The 15,728-nt window shown below is 62.7% G+C and carries 15 protein-coding genes; 10 read left to right on the plus strand and 5 right to left on the minus strand.

Annotation, left to right across the window (positions count from 1 at the left end; translation table 11 throughout):
• From ABYB95_RS05320 to ABYB95_RS05330, 3 genes are all read left to right on the plus strand, one after another.
• Nucleotides 1–1,518 (plus strand): DUF6351 family protein (locus ABYB95_RS05320; RefSeq protein WP_372657417.1); only part of this gene is annotated, 1,518 nt, incomplete at its 5' end.
• A 352-nt stretch (nt 1,519–1,870) separates the two neighbouring features.
• On the plus strand, nt 1,871–3,700 hold the full coding sequence (locus ABYB95_RS05325) for an ATP-binding protein (RefSeq protein WP_372657418.1): 1,830 nt from the start codon (nt 1,871–1,873) through the stop codon (nt 3,698–3,700).
• Nucleotides 3,693–5,036, plus strand: coding sequence for a sigma-54-dependent transcriptional regulator (locus ABYB95_RS05330; protein ID WP_372657419.1), 1,344 nt, complete (start codon nt 3,693–3,695; stop codon nt 5,034–5,036). Before ABYB95_RS05325 ends, ABYB95_RS05330 begins: the two co-directional genes overlap by 8 nt.
• Nucleotides 5,037–5,114: 78 nt before the next feature.
• On the opposite strand, the gene ABYB95_RS05335 is transcribed toward ABYB95_RS05330, so the two are convergent.
• A complete protein-coding gene (locus ABYB95_RS05335; protein WP_372657420.1) occupies nt 5,115–6,146 on the minus strand; it encodes an NAD-dependent epimerase/dehydratase family protein in 1,032 nt (343 codons plus the stop codon).
• Nucleotides 6,147–6,242: 96 nt separating this feature from the next.
• Here ABYB95_RS05335 and ABYB95_RS05340 point away from each other — a divergent pair, with 96 nt between their 5' ends.
• Nucleotides 6,243–7,187, plus strand: a complete 945-nt coding sequence (locus tag ABYB95_RS05340) for a LysR family transcriptional regulator (protein WP_372657421.1) — start codon at nt 6,243–6,245, stop codon at nt 7,185–7,187.
• On the opposite strand, the gene ABYB95_RS05345 is transcribed toward ABYB95_RS05340, so the two are convergent.
• Nucleotides 7,159–8,145: an NADPH:quinone oxidoreductase family protein gene (locus tag ABYB95_RS05345; protein ID WP_372657422.1), complete on the minus strand. Its 987-nt coding sequence runs from the start codon at nt 8,143–8,145 to the stop codon at nt 7,159–7,161. The genes ABYB95_RS05340 and ABYB95_RS05345 overlap by 29 nt on opposite strands.
• Nucleotides 8,146–8,302: 157 nt before the next feature.
• On the opposite strand from ABYB95_RS05345, the gene surE reads away from it, so the two are divergent.
• The 5 genes from surE to rlmD all read left to right on the plus strand — a co-directional run bounded on the left by surE (nt 8,303) and on the right by rlmD (nt 13,285).
• Entirely contained in the window at nt 8,303–9,133 is an 831-nt protein-coding gene (surE, locus tag ABYB95_RS05350) for a 5'/3'-nucleotidase SurE (RefSeq protein ID WP_372657423.1), read from the plus strand.
• Nucleotides 9,130–10,020, plus strand: a complete 891-nt coding sequence (locus ABYB95_RS05355) for a protein-L-isoaspartate(D-aspartate) O-methyltransferase (RefSeq protein ID WP_372657424.1) — start codon at nt 9,130–9,132, stop codon at nt 10,018–10,020. The genes surE and ABYB95_RS05355 overlap by 4 nt, the downstream gene beginning before the upstream one ends.
• An 87-nt stretch (nt 10,021–10,107) precedes the next feature.
• The gene (locus ABYB95_RS05360; RefSeq protein WP_372657425.1) at nt 10,108–10,998 is read left to right on the plus strand and encodes a peptidoglycan DD-metalloendopeptidase family protein; all 891 of its coding nucleotides are present in this window, start codon (nt 10,108–10,110) and stop codon (nt 10,996–10,998) included.
• A 40-nt stretch (nt 10,999–11,038) separates the two neighbouring features.
• Nucleotides 11,039–11,824, plus strand: coding sequence for a 3'-5' exonuclease (locus ABYB95_RS05365; protein ID WP_372657426.1), 786 nt, complete (start codon nt 11,039–11,041; stop codon nt 11,822–11,824).
• Nucleotides 11,825–11,836: 12 nt separating this feature from the next.
• A complete protein-coding gene (gene rlmD / locus ABYB95_RS05370; protein ID WP_372657427.1) occupies nt 11,837–13,285 on the plus strand; it encodes a 23S rRNA (uracil(1939)-C(5))-methyltransferase RlmD in 1,449 nt (482 codons plus the stop codon).
• A 15-nt stretch (nt 13,286–13,300) separates the two neighbouring features.
• Here rlmD and ABYB95_RS05375 read toward each other — a convergent pair whose 3' ends face one another.
• Together ABYB95_RS05375 and ABYB95_RS05380 are read right to left on the minus strand one after the other, a co-directional pair.
• A complete protein-coding gene (locus tag ABYB95_RS05375) occupies nt 13,301–13,651 on the minus strand; it encodes a hypothetical protein (RefSeq protein WP_372657428.1) in 351 nt (116 codons plus the stop codon).
• Nucleotides 13,652–13,820: 169 nt separating this feature from the next.
• A complete protein-coding gene (locus ABYB95_RS05380; RefSeq protein ID WP_372657430.1) occupies nt 13,821–14,516 on the minus strand; it encodes a Bax inhibitor-1 family protein in 696 nt (231 codons plus the stop codon).
• 267 nt (nt 14,517–14,783) lie between these two features.
• Between ABYB95_RS05380 and ABYB95_RS05385 the strand changes: the two genes are divergently transcribed.
• Nucleotides 14,784–15,191, plus strand: a complete 408-nt coding sequence (locus tag ABYB95_RS05385) for a heme-binding protein (protein WP_372657431.1) — start codon at nt 14,784–14,786, stop codon at nt 15,189–15,191.
• Between the two features lie 151 nt (nt 15,192–15,342).
• Here ABYB95_RS05385 and ABYB95_RS05390 read toward each other — a convergent pair whose 3' ends face one another.
• The gene (locus ABYB95_RS05390) at nt 15,343–15,564 is read right to left on the minus strand and encodes a hemin uptake protein HemP (RefSeq protein WP_372657432.1); all 222 of its coding nucleotides are present in this window, start codon (nt 15,562–15,564) and stop codon (nt 15,343–15,345) included.
• Nucleotides 15,565–15,728: the final 164 nt, after the last annotated feature.

Consider the following 15,728-nt stretch of genomic DNA (forward strand, 5'->3'; position numbering starts at 1 on the left):
GCATTGGGCGTGTCGCCGTTGACAGGCGACAACCTCACGCGTTTGGCCGAGGGTTACGGCATCTTCAACAACAGCCTGAACCACCCGACGAACAGCTGCAACGCGGTCCTCGCGGGCGAAAGCGCGCTCATGGGCAAGGAGCATTTCATCCAAATGCTGGGGGTGCCACAGTTCACGGTTTCCACGGGTGGTTCCGGCGGGGCGTATACGAGCTTGCAACTCGCCGATGCATACCCTGGCCTGTTTGACGGTGTCTTCGTCAGTTCGACCTTCCCGGACGCCTTGTCGATCGCTTTGTCTGGCCTGGACTCTCGCTTGTTGAGCCGGTACTACCTGGCGGGCAATTCCGGCGGGTTCAGCGAGAGCCAGATGGTGGCGGTCTCGGGCCACAAAAATGCACGGGCCTGGTACGACGTGGCCATGCAATCGGGACGCACCGACCCCGTGTCTGGCCGGGTCGATCCACTTCCTCCCAGTTCCTTGCCCGTGCTCGGAGGAACGCCCTACACCTCCGGCGTGTGGAATGCCGCTGTTCCGACGGCTTTGCGCTACCACCCGACCAGCAATCCAAAGGGTGCGCGCCCGACGGTGTTCGACGTGGCACGCAACGCCTATGGCATCGACAAGGCCACCGGCTTCGCCAAGCGGCCATTCGACAACGTAGGTGTCCAGTATGGGCTGGAGGCGTTCAACGCGGGCACCATCACGAAAGAGCAGTTCCTGGATTTGAACGAAAAAATCGGCGGCTATGACCAGGATGCGAACTATGTGACCAACCGCGCCGTGGCAGACACAGAAACGATCCGCCGCACGCACCAAGGTGGCCTGAACCTGAATGGCAATGCCGGCTTGGCCTCTATCCCGGTTTTTGACATTTCTAGCCTCTACGACGAAGACAACTTCTACCACTACCAGTGGTACCACTTCGCCGTCCGCGAGCGCATGGCCGAGGCCAATGGCGATACACCCAACCACGTGATGTGGCGCGGTGGATTCCCCATCACCGCGGCGGTCGGCGCCGGCGGTACGCCTGAGGAGCTCGCGGTGGCGAACGCTGCGGCAACGCAGGGGTGGAAGACCTTCATCGAATGGGTGGCGGCTTACAAGAGCGACAGCTCTTCGGCTACGCAACGCGAAAAGGTGATCAAGCGCAAACCTGCCGCCGCAGCCGATGGCTGTTTCACCAAGAGCACGTCGCCACAGTTCATTGCGGAACCGCAAACACTGAGCAGCAAGCCGGACACGCAGTGCAACACGCTCTGGCCTTCCTGGACGACAACGCGCAAAGAGGCTGGTGGTCCGTTGGCGGCCAACAAACTCAAGTGTGAACTCAAACCCATCGTGGCGTCTGACTACAAGATTGCCATGACCGAGCCCGACTTGGCGCGGCTGCGCGCCGTCTTCCCGGGCGGTACATGCGACTGGTCCAAGAACGGGGTAGGCCAAACCGGTACAGTGCCGTACGCATCTTTCGGGCCGTCGCCGTTGAACCTGGTGTACGACATCACCAGTCCCTGAAGAATTAGCGCCTGGCCCCCGTCCCATGCGGGGTGCCGGGCGTTTTCTGAAGCCACGACTGAAGGCATTTCCGACGCCACTTCTGCGATCCAGCACACCGCTCTCTTTGAATGCAGAGCGGCTTATCGGCACCGTGGGTATCCCCTTCGCCGTTCTGGCCGATGTCTTGTGGCGCAAAATGTCGGTGCCTGGCACCAATGGCTGCCAGCGCACGCGCGGTCCTGAACCTTGCGTACCTACGAGACTTGAAAATGGCTTTGAGACATAAAAATCGCGGGATCCCACCCCGATCGAGCTTCATATGAAGCTTCGCTTGTACCTGCGAAGTGGGGCGCTGGTCTTGGCCAGCGCCATGGCGTTGTTGATCGTGGTGTGGACTTCCTACGGCGTGGCAGAGCGTGTCGGCCTGTCGTCTCTTGGCGAAACGACGGCGCATCGCATCGAGCTCTATTCGTCTAGCTTGCAAAGCGAGCTGAAGCGCAACGAACACCTACCTCCAGTGGTCGCCTTGAACAAGGATGTGCAGGCCTTGCTGGCACACCCCAACGACCAGGGGTTGCGCGAAGTGGTGAACGAATACCTGCAGATTGTGAGCAGGCGTACCGGCGCGCTGGCCATTTATGTCATGGACACCCAAGGCCTCACGCTGGCATCCAGCAACTGGGACCAGCCGGGCAGCTTCGTGAACATGAACTTCGCCTACCGGCCCTATTTTCAGCAAGCCCTGGTCGGCCAACCCGGGCGGTTTTATGGAATCGGCACCGTGAGTCGGGAAGCGGGCTACTATTTTGCGCATGGCGTCAAGCTTGCCAACGATGTCGTCGGTGTGGTGGCCGTGAAGGTCAACCTCGACCGTCTGGATAAAACCTGGCAACAACCGGGCGAGAAAATTCTGGTGGCCGATACCAACGGGGTGATCTTCATTTCTTCGGAGCCCGACTGGAAATTCAAGACCATCGCACCCCTGACGCAAGAGGCCCGCGCCAGGCTCGATTCCACGCGCCAATATTCCGAGGCGGGTGAGTTGTCGCCGGCGGGCTTCGAAGCAGGGAGATCTTTCCCCGATGGTTCCTCCATCATCACGGTCGCCGAACGCGATGCGGAGCGACCGGGAAAATCGGTGTCGACTTCTTATGTTGTTCGCCGCCACCCTGTGCCCGGAACCGACTGGTCGGTATCGGTGCTGACCGACATTGCCGCTCAGCGTGCGTTTGCAAGAATCAGCGCAACCGTCGCGGCGCTTGCCGTGATTCTCCTCATCGTTGTCTTGATGTATTTTTTGCAGCGGCGAAGGTTTGTTCGCGACGCGTTGGTGGCCAAGGCGGCGCTGCAAAAAGCCAATGACGATCTTGAGCGCAAGGTCGAGTTGAGGACCATGGATTTGAGCGGCGCCAACTTGCTGCTGCAAAAGGAAATTGCGGAGCGGACATGGGCAGAAAAGACGCTCAAGGAGACGATGAATGAGCTGGTGCATGCCGCCAAAATGGCGGCGCTTGGGAAAATTGCAGCCGGCATCACGCACGAGTTGAACCAGCCCTTGGCGGCACTGCGCACGCTCTCGGACAACACGATCGTGTTCTTGGCCCGTGGCCAAAAAGAGATGGTCGAATCGAATCTCGAGATGATCGGTCACCTTGCCATTTACATGGGGAAAATCACGTCAAGTTTGAAAAGTTTCGCACGCAAGTCCTTGGCAGAAAAGCGCGCGGTCAACATCATGAGCAGCATCACCAACGCAAGCCTTTTGCTGGAGCACATTGCCCGGGAACGGGGCACAAGCATCCGCGTTGATCCGCAGTGCGAATCGGTTTACGCCATGTGCGACAGCAACCGCCTGGAGCAAGTTCTGGTCAATCTTTTGAGCAACGCCCTTGATGCGGTCACCGCCCGCGAGTCGGGGTTGGTGGAGGTCCGGTATTTTGCAGACGCCAAGTGGGTCACGATTGAAGTACACGACAACGGCGAAGGCATTTCCGACGAGGTCGCGCAACACCTGTTCGAGCCGTTTTTTACGACAAAGGAGCAAGGCTCTGGCCTTGGGCTGGGGCTCGCGATCTCGGCCGACATCATTCGCGAATTCGGTGGGTCCGTGAAAACCGGGGATAGCGATTTGGGGGGTGCTGTGTTCAAAGTGGTGCTGCCTCTGGCCAGCGTCCCTGAAGAGGCGGTACTGCATGCTTGACGATCCACTCATCCTCTTTGTGGAAGACGATGCAGCCGTCCGCCTGGGCAGCACACAGGCGCTGCAACTGGCCGGGTTTCGCGTACGTGCGGTCGGCACGGCCGAGCAAAGCATCCCGCACATTGCACCCGGTTTTCGCGGCGTTGTCGTCACAGATGTCAAGTTGCCGGGCAAGAGCGGGCTTCAATTGTTGGAGCACATCCAGCGCATTGACAGCGGGATCCCGGTCATCTTGGTCACGGGCCACGGTGACATTTCGATGGCGGTGCACGCCATGCGGAATGGCGCCTACGATTTTGTTGAAAAGCCGTTTTCATCCGAACAGCTGACCGAAGTTGTGGGTCGAGCGCTCGAGAAGCGTCAACTCAGTCTGGAAGTGGATGTGCTGCGCGGAAAGCTGGCCAATTTTGAATCGATCGAGGCCAAGATTGTGGGCCGCTCCAACGCCATCATCGAGCTGCGTCGCGCCATTCTGAATGTGGCGTCCACGCCCGCAGACGTGCTGATTACCGGAGAAACCGGCACGGGCAAGGAGCTGGTCGCGAGGTGTCTGCACGACTTCAGCAACCGGACCGCAGGTGCTTTTGCCGCCATCAACTGCGGCGGCATGCCGGAGAGTCTTTTCGAGTCCGAGGTGTTTGGTCACGAGGTCGGCGCGTTCACAGGCGCGACCAAACGGCGCGTGGGCAAGATCGAGCACGCTGCTGGCGGCACCTTGTTTCTGGACGAGATCGAAACCATGCCGATGAACTTGCAAGTCAAGTTGCTTCGCACTTTGCAGGAGCGGCAGTTCGAGCGCTTGGGTGCAAACGATCTGCACGCCATGGATTGCCGGGTCGTTGCCGCAACCAAGACCGACTTGTTGCACCCACCGAAGGAGCAGCCGTTTCGAAACGATCTGTACTATCGTCTGAGCGTTGTGGTGCTGAACGTTCCTCCGCTGCGGGAGCGCCGTGAAGACATTCCGATGCTGCTGTCGCATTTCATGATGCAGGCAGCGCTGCGCTACGAAAGGCCGGTTCCAGAGTTGGGGTCGAAGGTCATGCACGATTTGACGAGCCGCTCCTGGCCCGGGAACGTCCGCGAACTGCGCAACGTGGCCGATCGACTGGTCATTGGCATGCCCGCGGACAGCGAGCAAAACAGCGCCAATGTTCCGGCGACCACGCTGGATGAACAGCTGCATTACCTCGAACAGTTTCTGATCAAGGAGGCGCTGGCCGCCACCGAAGGCCACGCGGCCAGCGCGAGTGAACGGCTGGGCATTCCCAAGAAAACGCTATACGACAAAATGAAACGGCTCGGCCTCTCGCCGCAAGACTTCAAGGCCGAATAGGGGCGGAGCGAGCGAATCACAAGCGGTCGCTCGCACCTTGGGGTTTATTTCCCTCAAATGCCATCGTGGAACTGAAGGTCAACCCACGGTCTTTGGCTGGGCCAGTTGATCGTGCTCGACCATGCGGGCAGAGTCGGGCGCCTTCAGACAACCGATGCCAACCAGGGTGGCCTCGATGGCCTTATCCCATGGCGTGTATGGCTCTTGGCCCAGTGTGTCGAGCAGGCGTTGGTTGGGCATGCGCAGCGCGCATTGCCAGAGGTAGCGCATTTCCAGCATTTCGCGCAAGGTGGGCACAAACGGCGCCGCCACCCGGACCATCCACCAGGGAAAAGGCTTGAGCGCCGGTTGTGTTTGGCCGTGGCGCGCCAGAACGCGTTGCACCGCCTGACCCAGTTGGGTGCCGTCGGCATCCCAGTGTCCGGCCATGTGGAAGGTGGCAAAACCCGGCAGCGTTGCGCGCCGCGCCAGCAATTCCACCATGGTGCGTGCCACGTCCGGTAGATAGGCGAACTGGTGGCCGACACCCCTTGAGCTGGGCAGGCGGACGGTTTTCACCGGCTGCCCCGGTTTGACCATGCCTTGTGTGAACCAGCTGTTGCCGGCCTTAGGGCCGAAGAAGTCGCCTGCGCGCACCACGATCGCACGCATCTCGCCCGATGAGCAGGCGGTTTCCAGGTGCTGCTCCAGTTCCACCCGTATCGCGCCTTTGCGCGTTGTTGGCCGCTGAGGCGAGTCTTCGGTGGGGCTCTCCAAGGCCCCGGGGCCGTAGTTGTAGACCGTGCCTGGCAGCACCACGGTAGCGCCTTGCGCACGGGCGGCGGCGATGCTGTTGTCGATCATGGGCAGCACCAGTTCGGCCCAGCGCCGGTAGCCCGGCGGGTTGACCGCGTGCACGATCACCGAGCATCCGGCACTGGCGGCCATCACGTCGGCGCGGTTCATGGCATCGCCCTCAACCCACTCGATACCGTCTTTCACCCTGCGTTCAACCCCCAGCGCGCGCTTCAAAGCGCGCACCTGCCAGCCCGCTTCGCGCAATTGGCGGGCGACCTCGCCACCAATGTCGCCGCTGGCGCCGAGTACCAGCACTTGCTTGTTTTTCTGCATGTTCCACCTCCATCTGTGTTGCGATGGAGCCGATTTTTGCTGCGATCCAATTAAAAAGAAATTGCCAAATACTGGCGAGTTGCCATACATTTTTGTATGACTCATGAGATTGGATGGGAGCTCTACAGGAGCTTTCTGGCTGTTTTGCAAGAGGGCTCGCTCTCGGGAGCGGCACGCGCATTGGCGCTGACCCAGCCCACGGTAGGCCGTCATGTCTCCACGCTGGAGGAGCGGCTGGGTCTGACGCTGTTCACCCGATCCCAAACCGGCTTGATCGCCACCGATGCGGCGCTGGCGCTGCGGGTTGACGCCGTGGCCATGCGCAGCGCGGCCGCCGCATTGCGGCGGATTGCGCACCGCTATGGCGACGGCGTGCAGGGTGTGGTGCGGCTGTCGGCCAGCGAGGTGGTGGGTGTGGAAGTGCTGCCGCCGATCTTGCGGGCCTTGCGCGAGCAGCACCCGCAGTTGGAGATCGAGCTGGTGCTCAGCAACCAGCTGCAGGATTTGGTGCGGCGCGAGGTGGATATCGCCGTGCGCATGACCGCACCCCGGCAGGAGGTGCTGCTGGCCACGCGGGTGGGCGATGTGGCGGTGGGCTTGCACGCGCACCGGTCCTACCTCGAACGCTGCGGATATCCGTCCACCCTGGCCGATCTGAAGCTGCACAGCTTGATCGGCTTCGATACAGAAACCCCTTTCATCCGTGCGGCCCAGGCCAGCCTGGGGAGCTGGCGGCGCGAGAACTTCGCGTTGCGCAGCGACAGCGATCTTGCGCAACTGGCGTTGATCCGATCGGGCGCAGGTATCGGGGCGTGCCAGGTGGCACTGGCCCAGCGCGACCCGGCGCTTTGCCGGTTGCTGCCCGAACAGGTCTCTTTCCAGTTAGGCACCTGGGTGGCCATGCACGAAGGCTTGCGGGGCAGCGCCCGCTGCCGGGTGGTGTTCGACGCGCTGGTGCTCGGTTTGCGCGCCTATATCGCTACAGAGGCTGGCGACGGCCGCCTGGTCACCGTCAGTTCACCATCACCAGCTTGCCCTTGACGGCGCGCGAACCCATGATTTCATAGGCCCGCTTGAGCTCGCTCATGGGCAGGGTCTGGTCCACCACAGGTTTGACCTGGCCCTTGGCGTACATCTCGGCCAGCGACTGCATCATCTGTGCATTGGCCTTGGGCTCGCGGCGGGCGAAATCACCCCAGAAAACACCCACAATGCTGGCGCCCTTGAGCAGGGTCAGGTTCAGCGGCAGGCTGGGAATCGGGCCGCTGGCAAAGCCCACCACCAGATAGCGCCCGCGCCAGGCGATGGAGCGGAAGGCCGGCTCGGCAAAATCGCCGCCCACGGGGTCGTAGATCACATCCGGCCCCTTGCCGTCGGTGAGTTTCTTGATCGCATCGCGCAGACCTTCTTTGGGTGTGTGCACGCTGTAGTTGATGGTGGCATCGGCGCCCAGTTCTTCGCAGAGCTTGCACTTTTCGTCGGTGGATGCGGCGGCAATCACGCGCGCGCCAGCGGCCTTGGCGATCTGTATGGCGGAGGTGCCCACGCCGCCTGCCGCGCCCAGTATCAGCACCGTTTCACCGGCCTTGAGCGCGGCGCGGTCCATCAGAGCGTGCCAGGAGGTGGCGTAAATCATGATGAAGGCGGCCGCGTCCACCGCCGGAAAACCGGCAGGCAGGGGCATGCACAGCGCAGCGGGCGCCAGCGTGTGGGTGCCAAAACCACCGGTGCCGCTCAGGCAGGCCACGTTTTGTCCGACCTTCAGGTGGGTCACGTCCGGTCCCACCGCCTGCACCACGCCCGCGTACTCGGAGCCTGGCACGAACGGCAGTTCGGGCTTCATCTGGTACTTGTTCTGCACGATCAGCAGGTCCGGGAAATTCAGGCTCGCGGCCTGGATTTCGATCAACACCTGGCCCGCCTGGGGTACCGGAGTGGGCATTTCTTTCCAGTTCAGGGCTTCAACACCAACGGGGTTTTCACACAGCCAAGCATGCATACGAGGGTCTCCTTGGGAATTTCACAATCGGGCATGATGGCAGGGTCGGGCGCTGTCTCCAAGTGGCTGGCCCCTCGGCCTGTCCCTCGCGAGACGGTGGCGCCGGCAGCGCCCATGGCGTGGGTGGGTCCAAGTGCTATCCACCTAAAATCGGACCATGAAAATTCTCATCTCCAACGACGACGGTTATCAGGCGCCCGGCATCGTGGCGCTCTATGAAGCGCTCAAGGGTCTGGCCGACGTGGAGGTGGTGGCGCCCGAGCACAACAACAGCGCCAAATCGAACGCCCTGACCCTGCATTCGCCGCTATACGTGCACACTGCGTCCAACGGATTCCGCTACGTCAACGGCACGCCCGCCGACTGTGTGCACATCGCGCTCACCGGCCTGCTGGGTTATCGGCCCGATCTGGTGGTGTCCGGCATCAACAACGGCGCCAACATGGGCGACGACACGATTTATTCCGGCACCGTGGGCGCGGCTATGGAAGGCTATCTGTTCGGGATTCCGGCCATCGCGTTTTCACAAACCCAAAAGGGCTGGGCGCATCTGGATGCGGCGGCGCAAAAAGCCGCCGACCTGGTGTCGCACCTGCTGCCTTCGCTGGCGCAGGAACTGGATGACGGGCAAGAGCGCAACAGCTGGCTGCTGAACGTGAACATTCCCAATCTGCCGGTGCAAGACATTCGCGGGTTCAAAGTGGCGCGCCTGGGGAGGCGCCACGCGGCCGAACAAGTCATTGCCCAGGCCAACCCACGCGGCGACACCATGTATTGGATCGGCGGCGCGGGCGCGGCCAAAGACGATGCCGAGGGCACCGACTTTCACGCCGCGCTGCAAGGCTACGCCACCATCACCCCGTTGCAAGTGGACCTGACCGACCACGAACGCCTGCCGTACTGGGCGCCAACGGCTGCCGCCATGTCGGCGGCGCCTACAGTCGGTGACGCGGTGGCCGCAGCCGGGGCACCGGTGGTGCCGTCATGAAAAAGCCGCCGGTCGTACCGCTGGTGATTCCCCGTAGCGCTGCGGTGGCCAACGGCACGGCTCCAGGGCAGGTCGGTGCCAAACCCCGCCCGAGCTTCCCGGTCCAGTTGCCGCAACCGGTTGTTCTGGCGCAAAAGCCCCGAGCGGGCGGGTCGCCACCGCCAGGCGCAGGCAGGACGCAGACAGCCGCGCCCGTCGCCCGACCCTTGCGCACCAATACCTCGCCGGTGGCCACTGGACTGGGCATGGACTCGCAGGCGGTGCGGGCGTCCATGGTTCGCAAGCTGGAGGCGCAAGGCATTTCCAGTCCGCAGGTGCTTGCCGCCATGCGGGCCGTGGAGCGGCACCGTTTTGTCGATTCGGCGCTGGCCAACCAGGGTTACGAAGACACCAGCCTGCCGATCGGCCTGGGGCAGACCATCTCCAAGCCCAGTGTGGTGGCCCGGATGACCGAACTTTTGTGCCAGGGCCGCCCCGAAAAGCTGGGCCGGGTACTCGAAATCGGCACCGGCTGTGGCTACCAGGCCGCGGTGCTGAGCCATTTGTCGCGCGAGGTCTATAGTATTGAGCGTCTGCGTGGTCTGCACGAACGGGCGCGGGAGAACCTGCGCTGGTTCCGTTTGGCCAATGTGCATCTGTTGTTCGGCGACGGCATGCTCGGCTATGCCAAGGGCGCGCCGTATGCTGCCATCATCGCTGCGGCGGGTGGCAACGACATTCCCCAAGCCTGGCTGGACCAGTTGGCGGTTGGGGGGCGGCTGGTGGCACCCGCTGAAACCGATGCCGGTCGTCAAAACCTGGTGGTGATCGACAAGACCAGCACCGGTTTGGTGCGCACCGTGCTTGAGGCGGTACTTTTCGTTCCCCTAAAATCGGGTGTTGGATAAAGTCTTCTTCGCCTCATGCGAGGAAGCGTCATTTTTTTGCCAGTGGTTGGCCGCAGGGCCGGGCGCTGTATCACAGGGGGAGTTTTCATGAACAAGCGTTTTTTCCAGCCAGCGGGTTTTGAGGTAAAGAGCCGACCCGTATGGCATGGTGTGGCGCTGACGGCGGTTTTGGCCAGCTTGCTGATCACGGCGGGTTGCTCCACCCGGCGCGTGTCGCAGCCCGCTCCGGTGGACGACCGCACCACCAGCCGCACGCCCGCCTTGCCGGGTGCGGAGAACGCAGGCAAGCCGGGTTACTACACCGTGCGCCCGGGCGACACGCTGTACCGCGTGGCGCTGGAGAGCGGCCAGAACTGGCGTGATGTACAGGCTTGGAACAACCTGTCCAATGCCAACGTGCTCGAAGTCGGCCAGGTGTTGCGGGTGCAGCCACCGGTGGCTGCGGCCCCGCTCACGGCTCCCACGACGGGGGGGGCGGTCGGCACCACGACCGTGGCGCCGCTGAGCAGCACCAGCGTGGTGGCGCGTCCGCTGACCCCGGGCGGCTCCACCGCCACGGCGGCGGTGCCAGCACCGGCCGCAGCCGCTGCGAGCGAACCCGATGGCGCCGATGAGGTCAGCTTCATCTGGCCTGCCCAGGGGGCTGTGGTGGTCAATTTTGACGAGACCAAGAACAAAGGCATTTCGATTTCCGGACGCGTGGGCGATCCGGTGCTCGCCGCTGCCGATGGCCGCGTGGTGTACGCCGGCGCGGGCTTGCGCGGTTACGGCAACCTGATCATCCTCAAGCACAACAACACCTACCTCACGGCCTATGCCCACAACCAGGCCTTGCTGGTGCGCGAAGACCAGGCGGTGCGCCAGGGTCAGAAGATCGCCGAAATGGGTAGCAGCGACGCCGATCGCGTGAAGCTGCACTTTGAGGTGCGGCGCCTGGGCAAGCCGGTGGATCCGCTCAAGCACTTGCCGGGTCGTTGATGGTCCGCGCCGCCCCATTCTTTCGCGCTGATTGATCCGTATGGCCTGGCCGGTTCTGGTTTTTGACATCGAATCCATCCCCGATCTGGCGGGCTTGCGCGCTTTGCGTGGCGCGCCCGAAGACGCCACCGACGCCCAGGTCTACGAGGCCTGGCTGGCCGAGCGCAAGGAAAAGGGGCAGAGCGATTTCATGCCGCTGCACCTGCAGCGCATCCTGGTGCTCAGCTGTGTGTTCCGCAACGCCGAAGGCCTGCGCATCCACTCCTTCGTCGACCGCGACGGTCAGAGCGAAGCCAAGGTCATCCAGACCTTTTTCAAGACCGTGGAAAAGCACGCCCCGCAGCTGGTGAGCTGGAACGGCGGCGGCTTTGACCTGCCGGTGCTGCATTACCGGGGTCTGCGCCATGGCGTGGAGGCCGGCAAGTACTGGGATCTGGGCGAAGACGATCGCGAGTTCAAGTGGAACAACTACATCAGTCGTTACCACATGCGGCACCTGGATCTGATGGACTTGCTGGCCATGTACCAGCCCAAGAACAACGCGCCGCTCGACGCCATGGCCAAGCTGTGTGGCTTTCCCGGCAAGCTGGGCATGGATGGTTCGCAGGTTTATGCGCAGTACCTTGAAGGCCGCCTGGAAGATATTCGCCGCTACTGCGAAACCGACGTGATGAACACCTACCTGATGTACTGCCGCTTCCAGAAGATGCGCGGCGGCTTCACGGAGAGCGAGTACGAGCAGGAAATCACCTATGTCAAAGAGACGCTGGGTGGGCTGGCGCCCGACGAAGCGCACTGGGACGAATACCTGCGAGCCTGGGCCTGAGACAATCTCGGGATGACAGCGCCCATTCCCACCGAAAACATCCTCTCTTCTCCCGCAGCCGATCCCGGCGCAGCGCCCTTGCCCGAGGGCTGGCTGGCGGTTGAATCGCTCAACATAGAGGGCCAGGGCATTGCCCGGCGACCCGACGGCAAAGTGGTCTTCATCGAAGGCGCCCTGCCGTTTGAAGTGGTCAGCACCAACGTGCACCGCAAAAAAGACAACTGGGAGGCGGGCACCGTCACCCAGATCCACCACGCGTCATCTCAACGGGTGCAACCGGGTTGCCCGCATTTCGGCTTGCACGCGGGCGCCTGCGGCGGCTGCAAGATGCAGCACCTGCACCCGGCCGCTCAGGTCGCGGTGAAGCAGCGGGTGCTGGAAGACAACCTCTGGCACCTGGCCAAGGTCAAGCCCGAGATGGTGCTGCGCCCGATCGAAGGGCCCGCCTGGGGCTACCGCTACCGAGCCCGCATTTCGGTTCGCCACGTGCACAAAAAGGGCGAAGTGCTGATCGGGTTTCACGAGCGCAAGAGCCGCTATGTGGCCGATATGCGCGAATGCCATGTGTTGCCACCCCATGTGAGTGCTTTGCTCATGCCCTTGCGCAAACTCATTTTCTCCATGGAAGCGCGCGACGCCTGCCCGCAAATCGAACTGGCCTGCGGTGACGAGGTGGTGGCCCTGGTGCTGCGCCACATGGAGCCGCTTTCGGATGGCGACATGGCCTTGTTGCGGGCCTTTGCTGCCAGCCACCAGGTGCAATGGTGGTTGCAGTCCAAAGGGCCCGACACCGTGAAGCTGCTGGACGAGGGTGGCCCCGAGCTGGCCTACGACCTGCCCGAGTTCGGCATCCACATGCCGTTTCGGCCCACCGATTTCACCCAGGTCAATCCGCACATCAACCGGGTGCTGGTCGCGCGCGCGTTGCGCCTGCTCGACGTGCAGCGCCACGAGCGGGTGATCGACTGGTTTTGCGGCCTGGGCAATTTCACCCTGCCGCTGGCCACGCAGGCGCGGGAGGTGCTGGGCATCGAGGGCAGCGAGACCCTGGTGGCCCGCTCGCGCGAGAACCTGGCGCTCAACCGGGCGCGGCGTTCGTCGCCCCTGGCGCCCACCGGTTTTGTCGCGCGCAACCTGTTTGAGATGACACCCGCGCTGCTGGTGGCCGATGGAGCGGCCGACAAATGGCTGGTGGACCCCCCGCGCGAAGGTGCGTTCGAACTGGCCAAGACCCTGGTTGCGCTGCACCAGCAGCCGGAACTGCGTGGCGACTGGACGCCGCCCCAGCGCATTGTGTATGTGAGTTGCAACCCGGCCACCTTGGCGCGCGATGCGGGCTTGCTGGTGCACCAGGCGGGTTACCGCTGCAGCGCTGCCGGTGCGGTCAACATGTTCCCGCACACGGCGCACGTGGAAAGCATGGCGGTGTTTGACCGGGTACCCAACCCAGCCGCAGGCTGAGCAGGCTGACCTTGGTCAGGATTTTTGGGTCGGGGCGGGCTTGCCGGAGTGCTCGGCACCGTCTTTGCCCTCAGGCGCGCTGGGGTCGTTGGCCGGTTCACTGGGCATGCCGACAATGGCGTTGTCGCGCATGTATTGGTCCATGTCTTTCCAGCCGGTGAAGATGGCGGCCTTGATCGCCTTCGGGTTGCCCACAAAACAGTCTTCGATGCTGCGCACCGCGTGGCGGCAGGCGCTGCCGATGGCCACAGCCTCCGCCTCTTTTTTGGCGTTGATCTGGGTCGCCGTCTCGATGCCCAGGGCTTCGCAGCCAGCCAGCAAGCTGATGATGCTGAGAAGTCCGAAGGTGAGGGCAGTGTGTCGCATGGTGTGGGCCGGGTGGTTGACTCTTGTTTCGGCGGTTTGGCGGCCAACTTGAAGCCTGCCCGCAGGCTTGGCTGCATTTTTTTATCCACCAGCGACAAAAAAGGACCCGTAGGTCCTTTTTTGAGGGGTGACCAGCCGCATGCGCAGCCGATCGGTTGGGGTGTTGCGTTCAGTCGTTGCTGCCGCCGAAGATGCCCAACAAGGCCAGCAAGCTCTGGAAAATGTTGAACAGGCTCAGGTACAGGCCCAGGGTGGCGGTGATGTAGTTGGTCTCGCCACCGTCCACGATGCGCTTCAGGTCGTACAGCAGGTACATGCTGAACACCAGGATGGCCAGGGTGGCGATCACGGCCATGCCCGCGGTGCTGCCTACGAACACGTTGATGATGGCGCCAAACATGATGGCCAATGCACCGGCGAACAGCCACTTGCTCATGCCGCTGAGGTCGCGTTTGATGATGGTGGACAGATTGGCCATGACCAGGAACACGCCGGCCGTGCCGCCAAACGCGGTCATGATCAGGCTGGCACCGTTGTTGAAGCCCAGCACCATGGCCAGCATGCGCGAGAGCATCAGGCCCATGAAGAAGGTGAAGGCCAGCAGCACCGGCACACCGGCGGCGGAGTTTTTCGTCTTCTCGATGGCGAACATGAAACCGAACGCGCCGCCGAGGAACACGATCAGGCCCATGAAGCCGGTCAAACCTGCGGTGATGCCGGTGGTCACGCCGACCCAGGCGCCCAGCACCGTGGGCAGCATGGACAGGGCCAGCAGCCAGTAGGTGTTGCGCATCACCTTGTTGCGTGCTCCGGCGGTGGAGGATGCGGCGGCGCCAAAACGGCCGGTCTGGATGTGATCGCTCATATTGCTGATCTCCTATTAAGAAGGTTGTCGAAACGCCGCTTTGGTCTGAAGACACAAAGCGCTGTGGTTCATTCTAGGTGTTTCCCGTGGTTTCACGGCTCCATGGTCCAAACGCACCCGGAGTAAAGGCAGTTGTGACTCCTTCACCCCCAATGGGCAGGGTATCGTATGGGCTTGCCGGGGGCCTCCCAAGGTCTGCGATTTCCATTTGTCTCCAGTCATTTGGCCATGACATGCCGTCAGAGCCTCAAACCCAAGGAAAAGTTCATGAAAAACAAAGCCGTACTCGAATTCGCCGACGTCAAGCTCATGGCCGCCGCAGCGGAAGCCGAGGCCTTGAAAAACAACTGGGCGGTGACGATCGCGATCGTTGACGACGGTGGCCATTTGCTGTCGCTGCAACGCCTGGACGGTGCAGCGCCGCTGTCGGCCCACATCGCACCCGCCAAGGCCCATACCGCTGCGCTGGGTCGCCGCGAGAGCAAGGTCTATGAAGACATGATCAACCAGGGCCGCGCCTCGTTTCTGAGCGCGCCAGCGGTGGAGGCCATGCTCGAAGGCGGCGTGCCGGTGATGAAAGATGGTCAATGCCTGGGCGCCGTGGGCGTGAGCGGTGTCAAGTCGAGCGAAGACGCGCAGATCGCGCGCGCCGGAATCGCCGCTATCGGGCTTTGAGCCGTCGGCGCGCAGGGGTAGGGCGCGTGGATGGTGAAAAAAAGGCTGGCTAACGGGGAAAACCCCTTGGCTGGCAAAAACGACGCTCGGAGCCCATGAGCTCCGGGTCGCCCCACGATAGGTGCTTGGCGCAGTTCCCGGTCTGCAAGCGCTATTTGGTCAGAATCAGCTTGCCCTGGCGGGTGTTTTGCAAGCGGTAGCTGCTGCCGTTGTGTTCAATGACCACGCTTTTCTGGCCGCGCAGCAGGCTCGCGCTCGCCAGCACCTGAGGTGCCGTGTGGTCGATACCCGGCTCTGCGCTGGTCGAAGCCGCGCACGCCACAACAACCTGGTCGTGGCCGCCTGGCGGTGAAGATGGCGGGATGGCGGTCATGTCGGGGTTTCTGCGGGTCGTTGTCGAGGTGGCTGGTCAGCGCGATGCGTCTTGCGCGCCCGCGACCGGTTCCGTGATGAAGCCGATCTTGCGCACGCCGGCCTGCTGCGCGGCGGCCATGGCTTGGGCCACACGCTCGTAGCGCACGTCTTTGTCGCCACGGA

The sequence above is a fragment of the Hydrogenophaga sp. genome (assembly GCF_041633695.1).
Taxonomy (GTDB): domain Bacteria; phylum Pseudomonadota; class Gammaproteobacteria; order Burkholderiales; family Burkholderiaceae_C; genus Hydrogenophaga.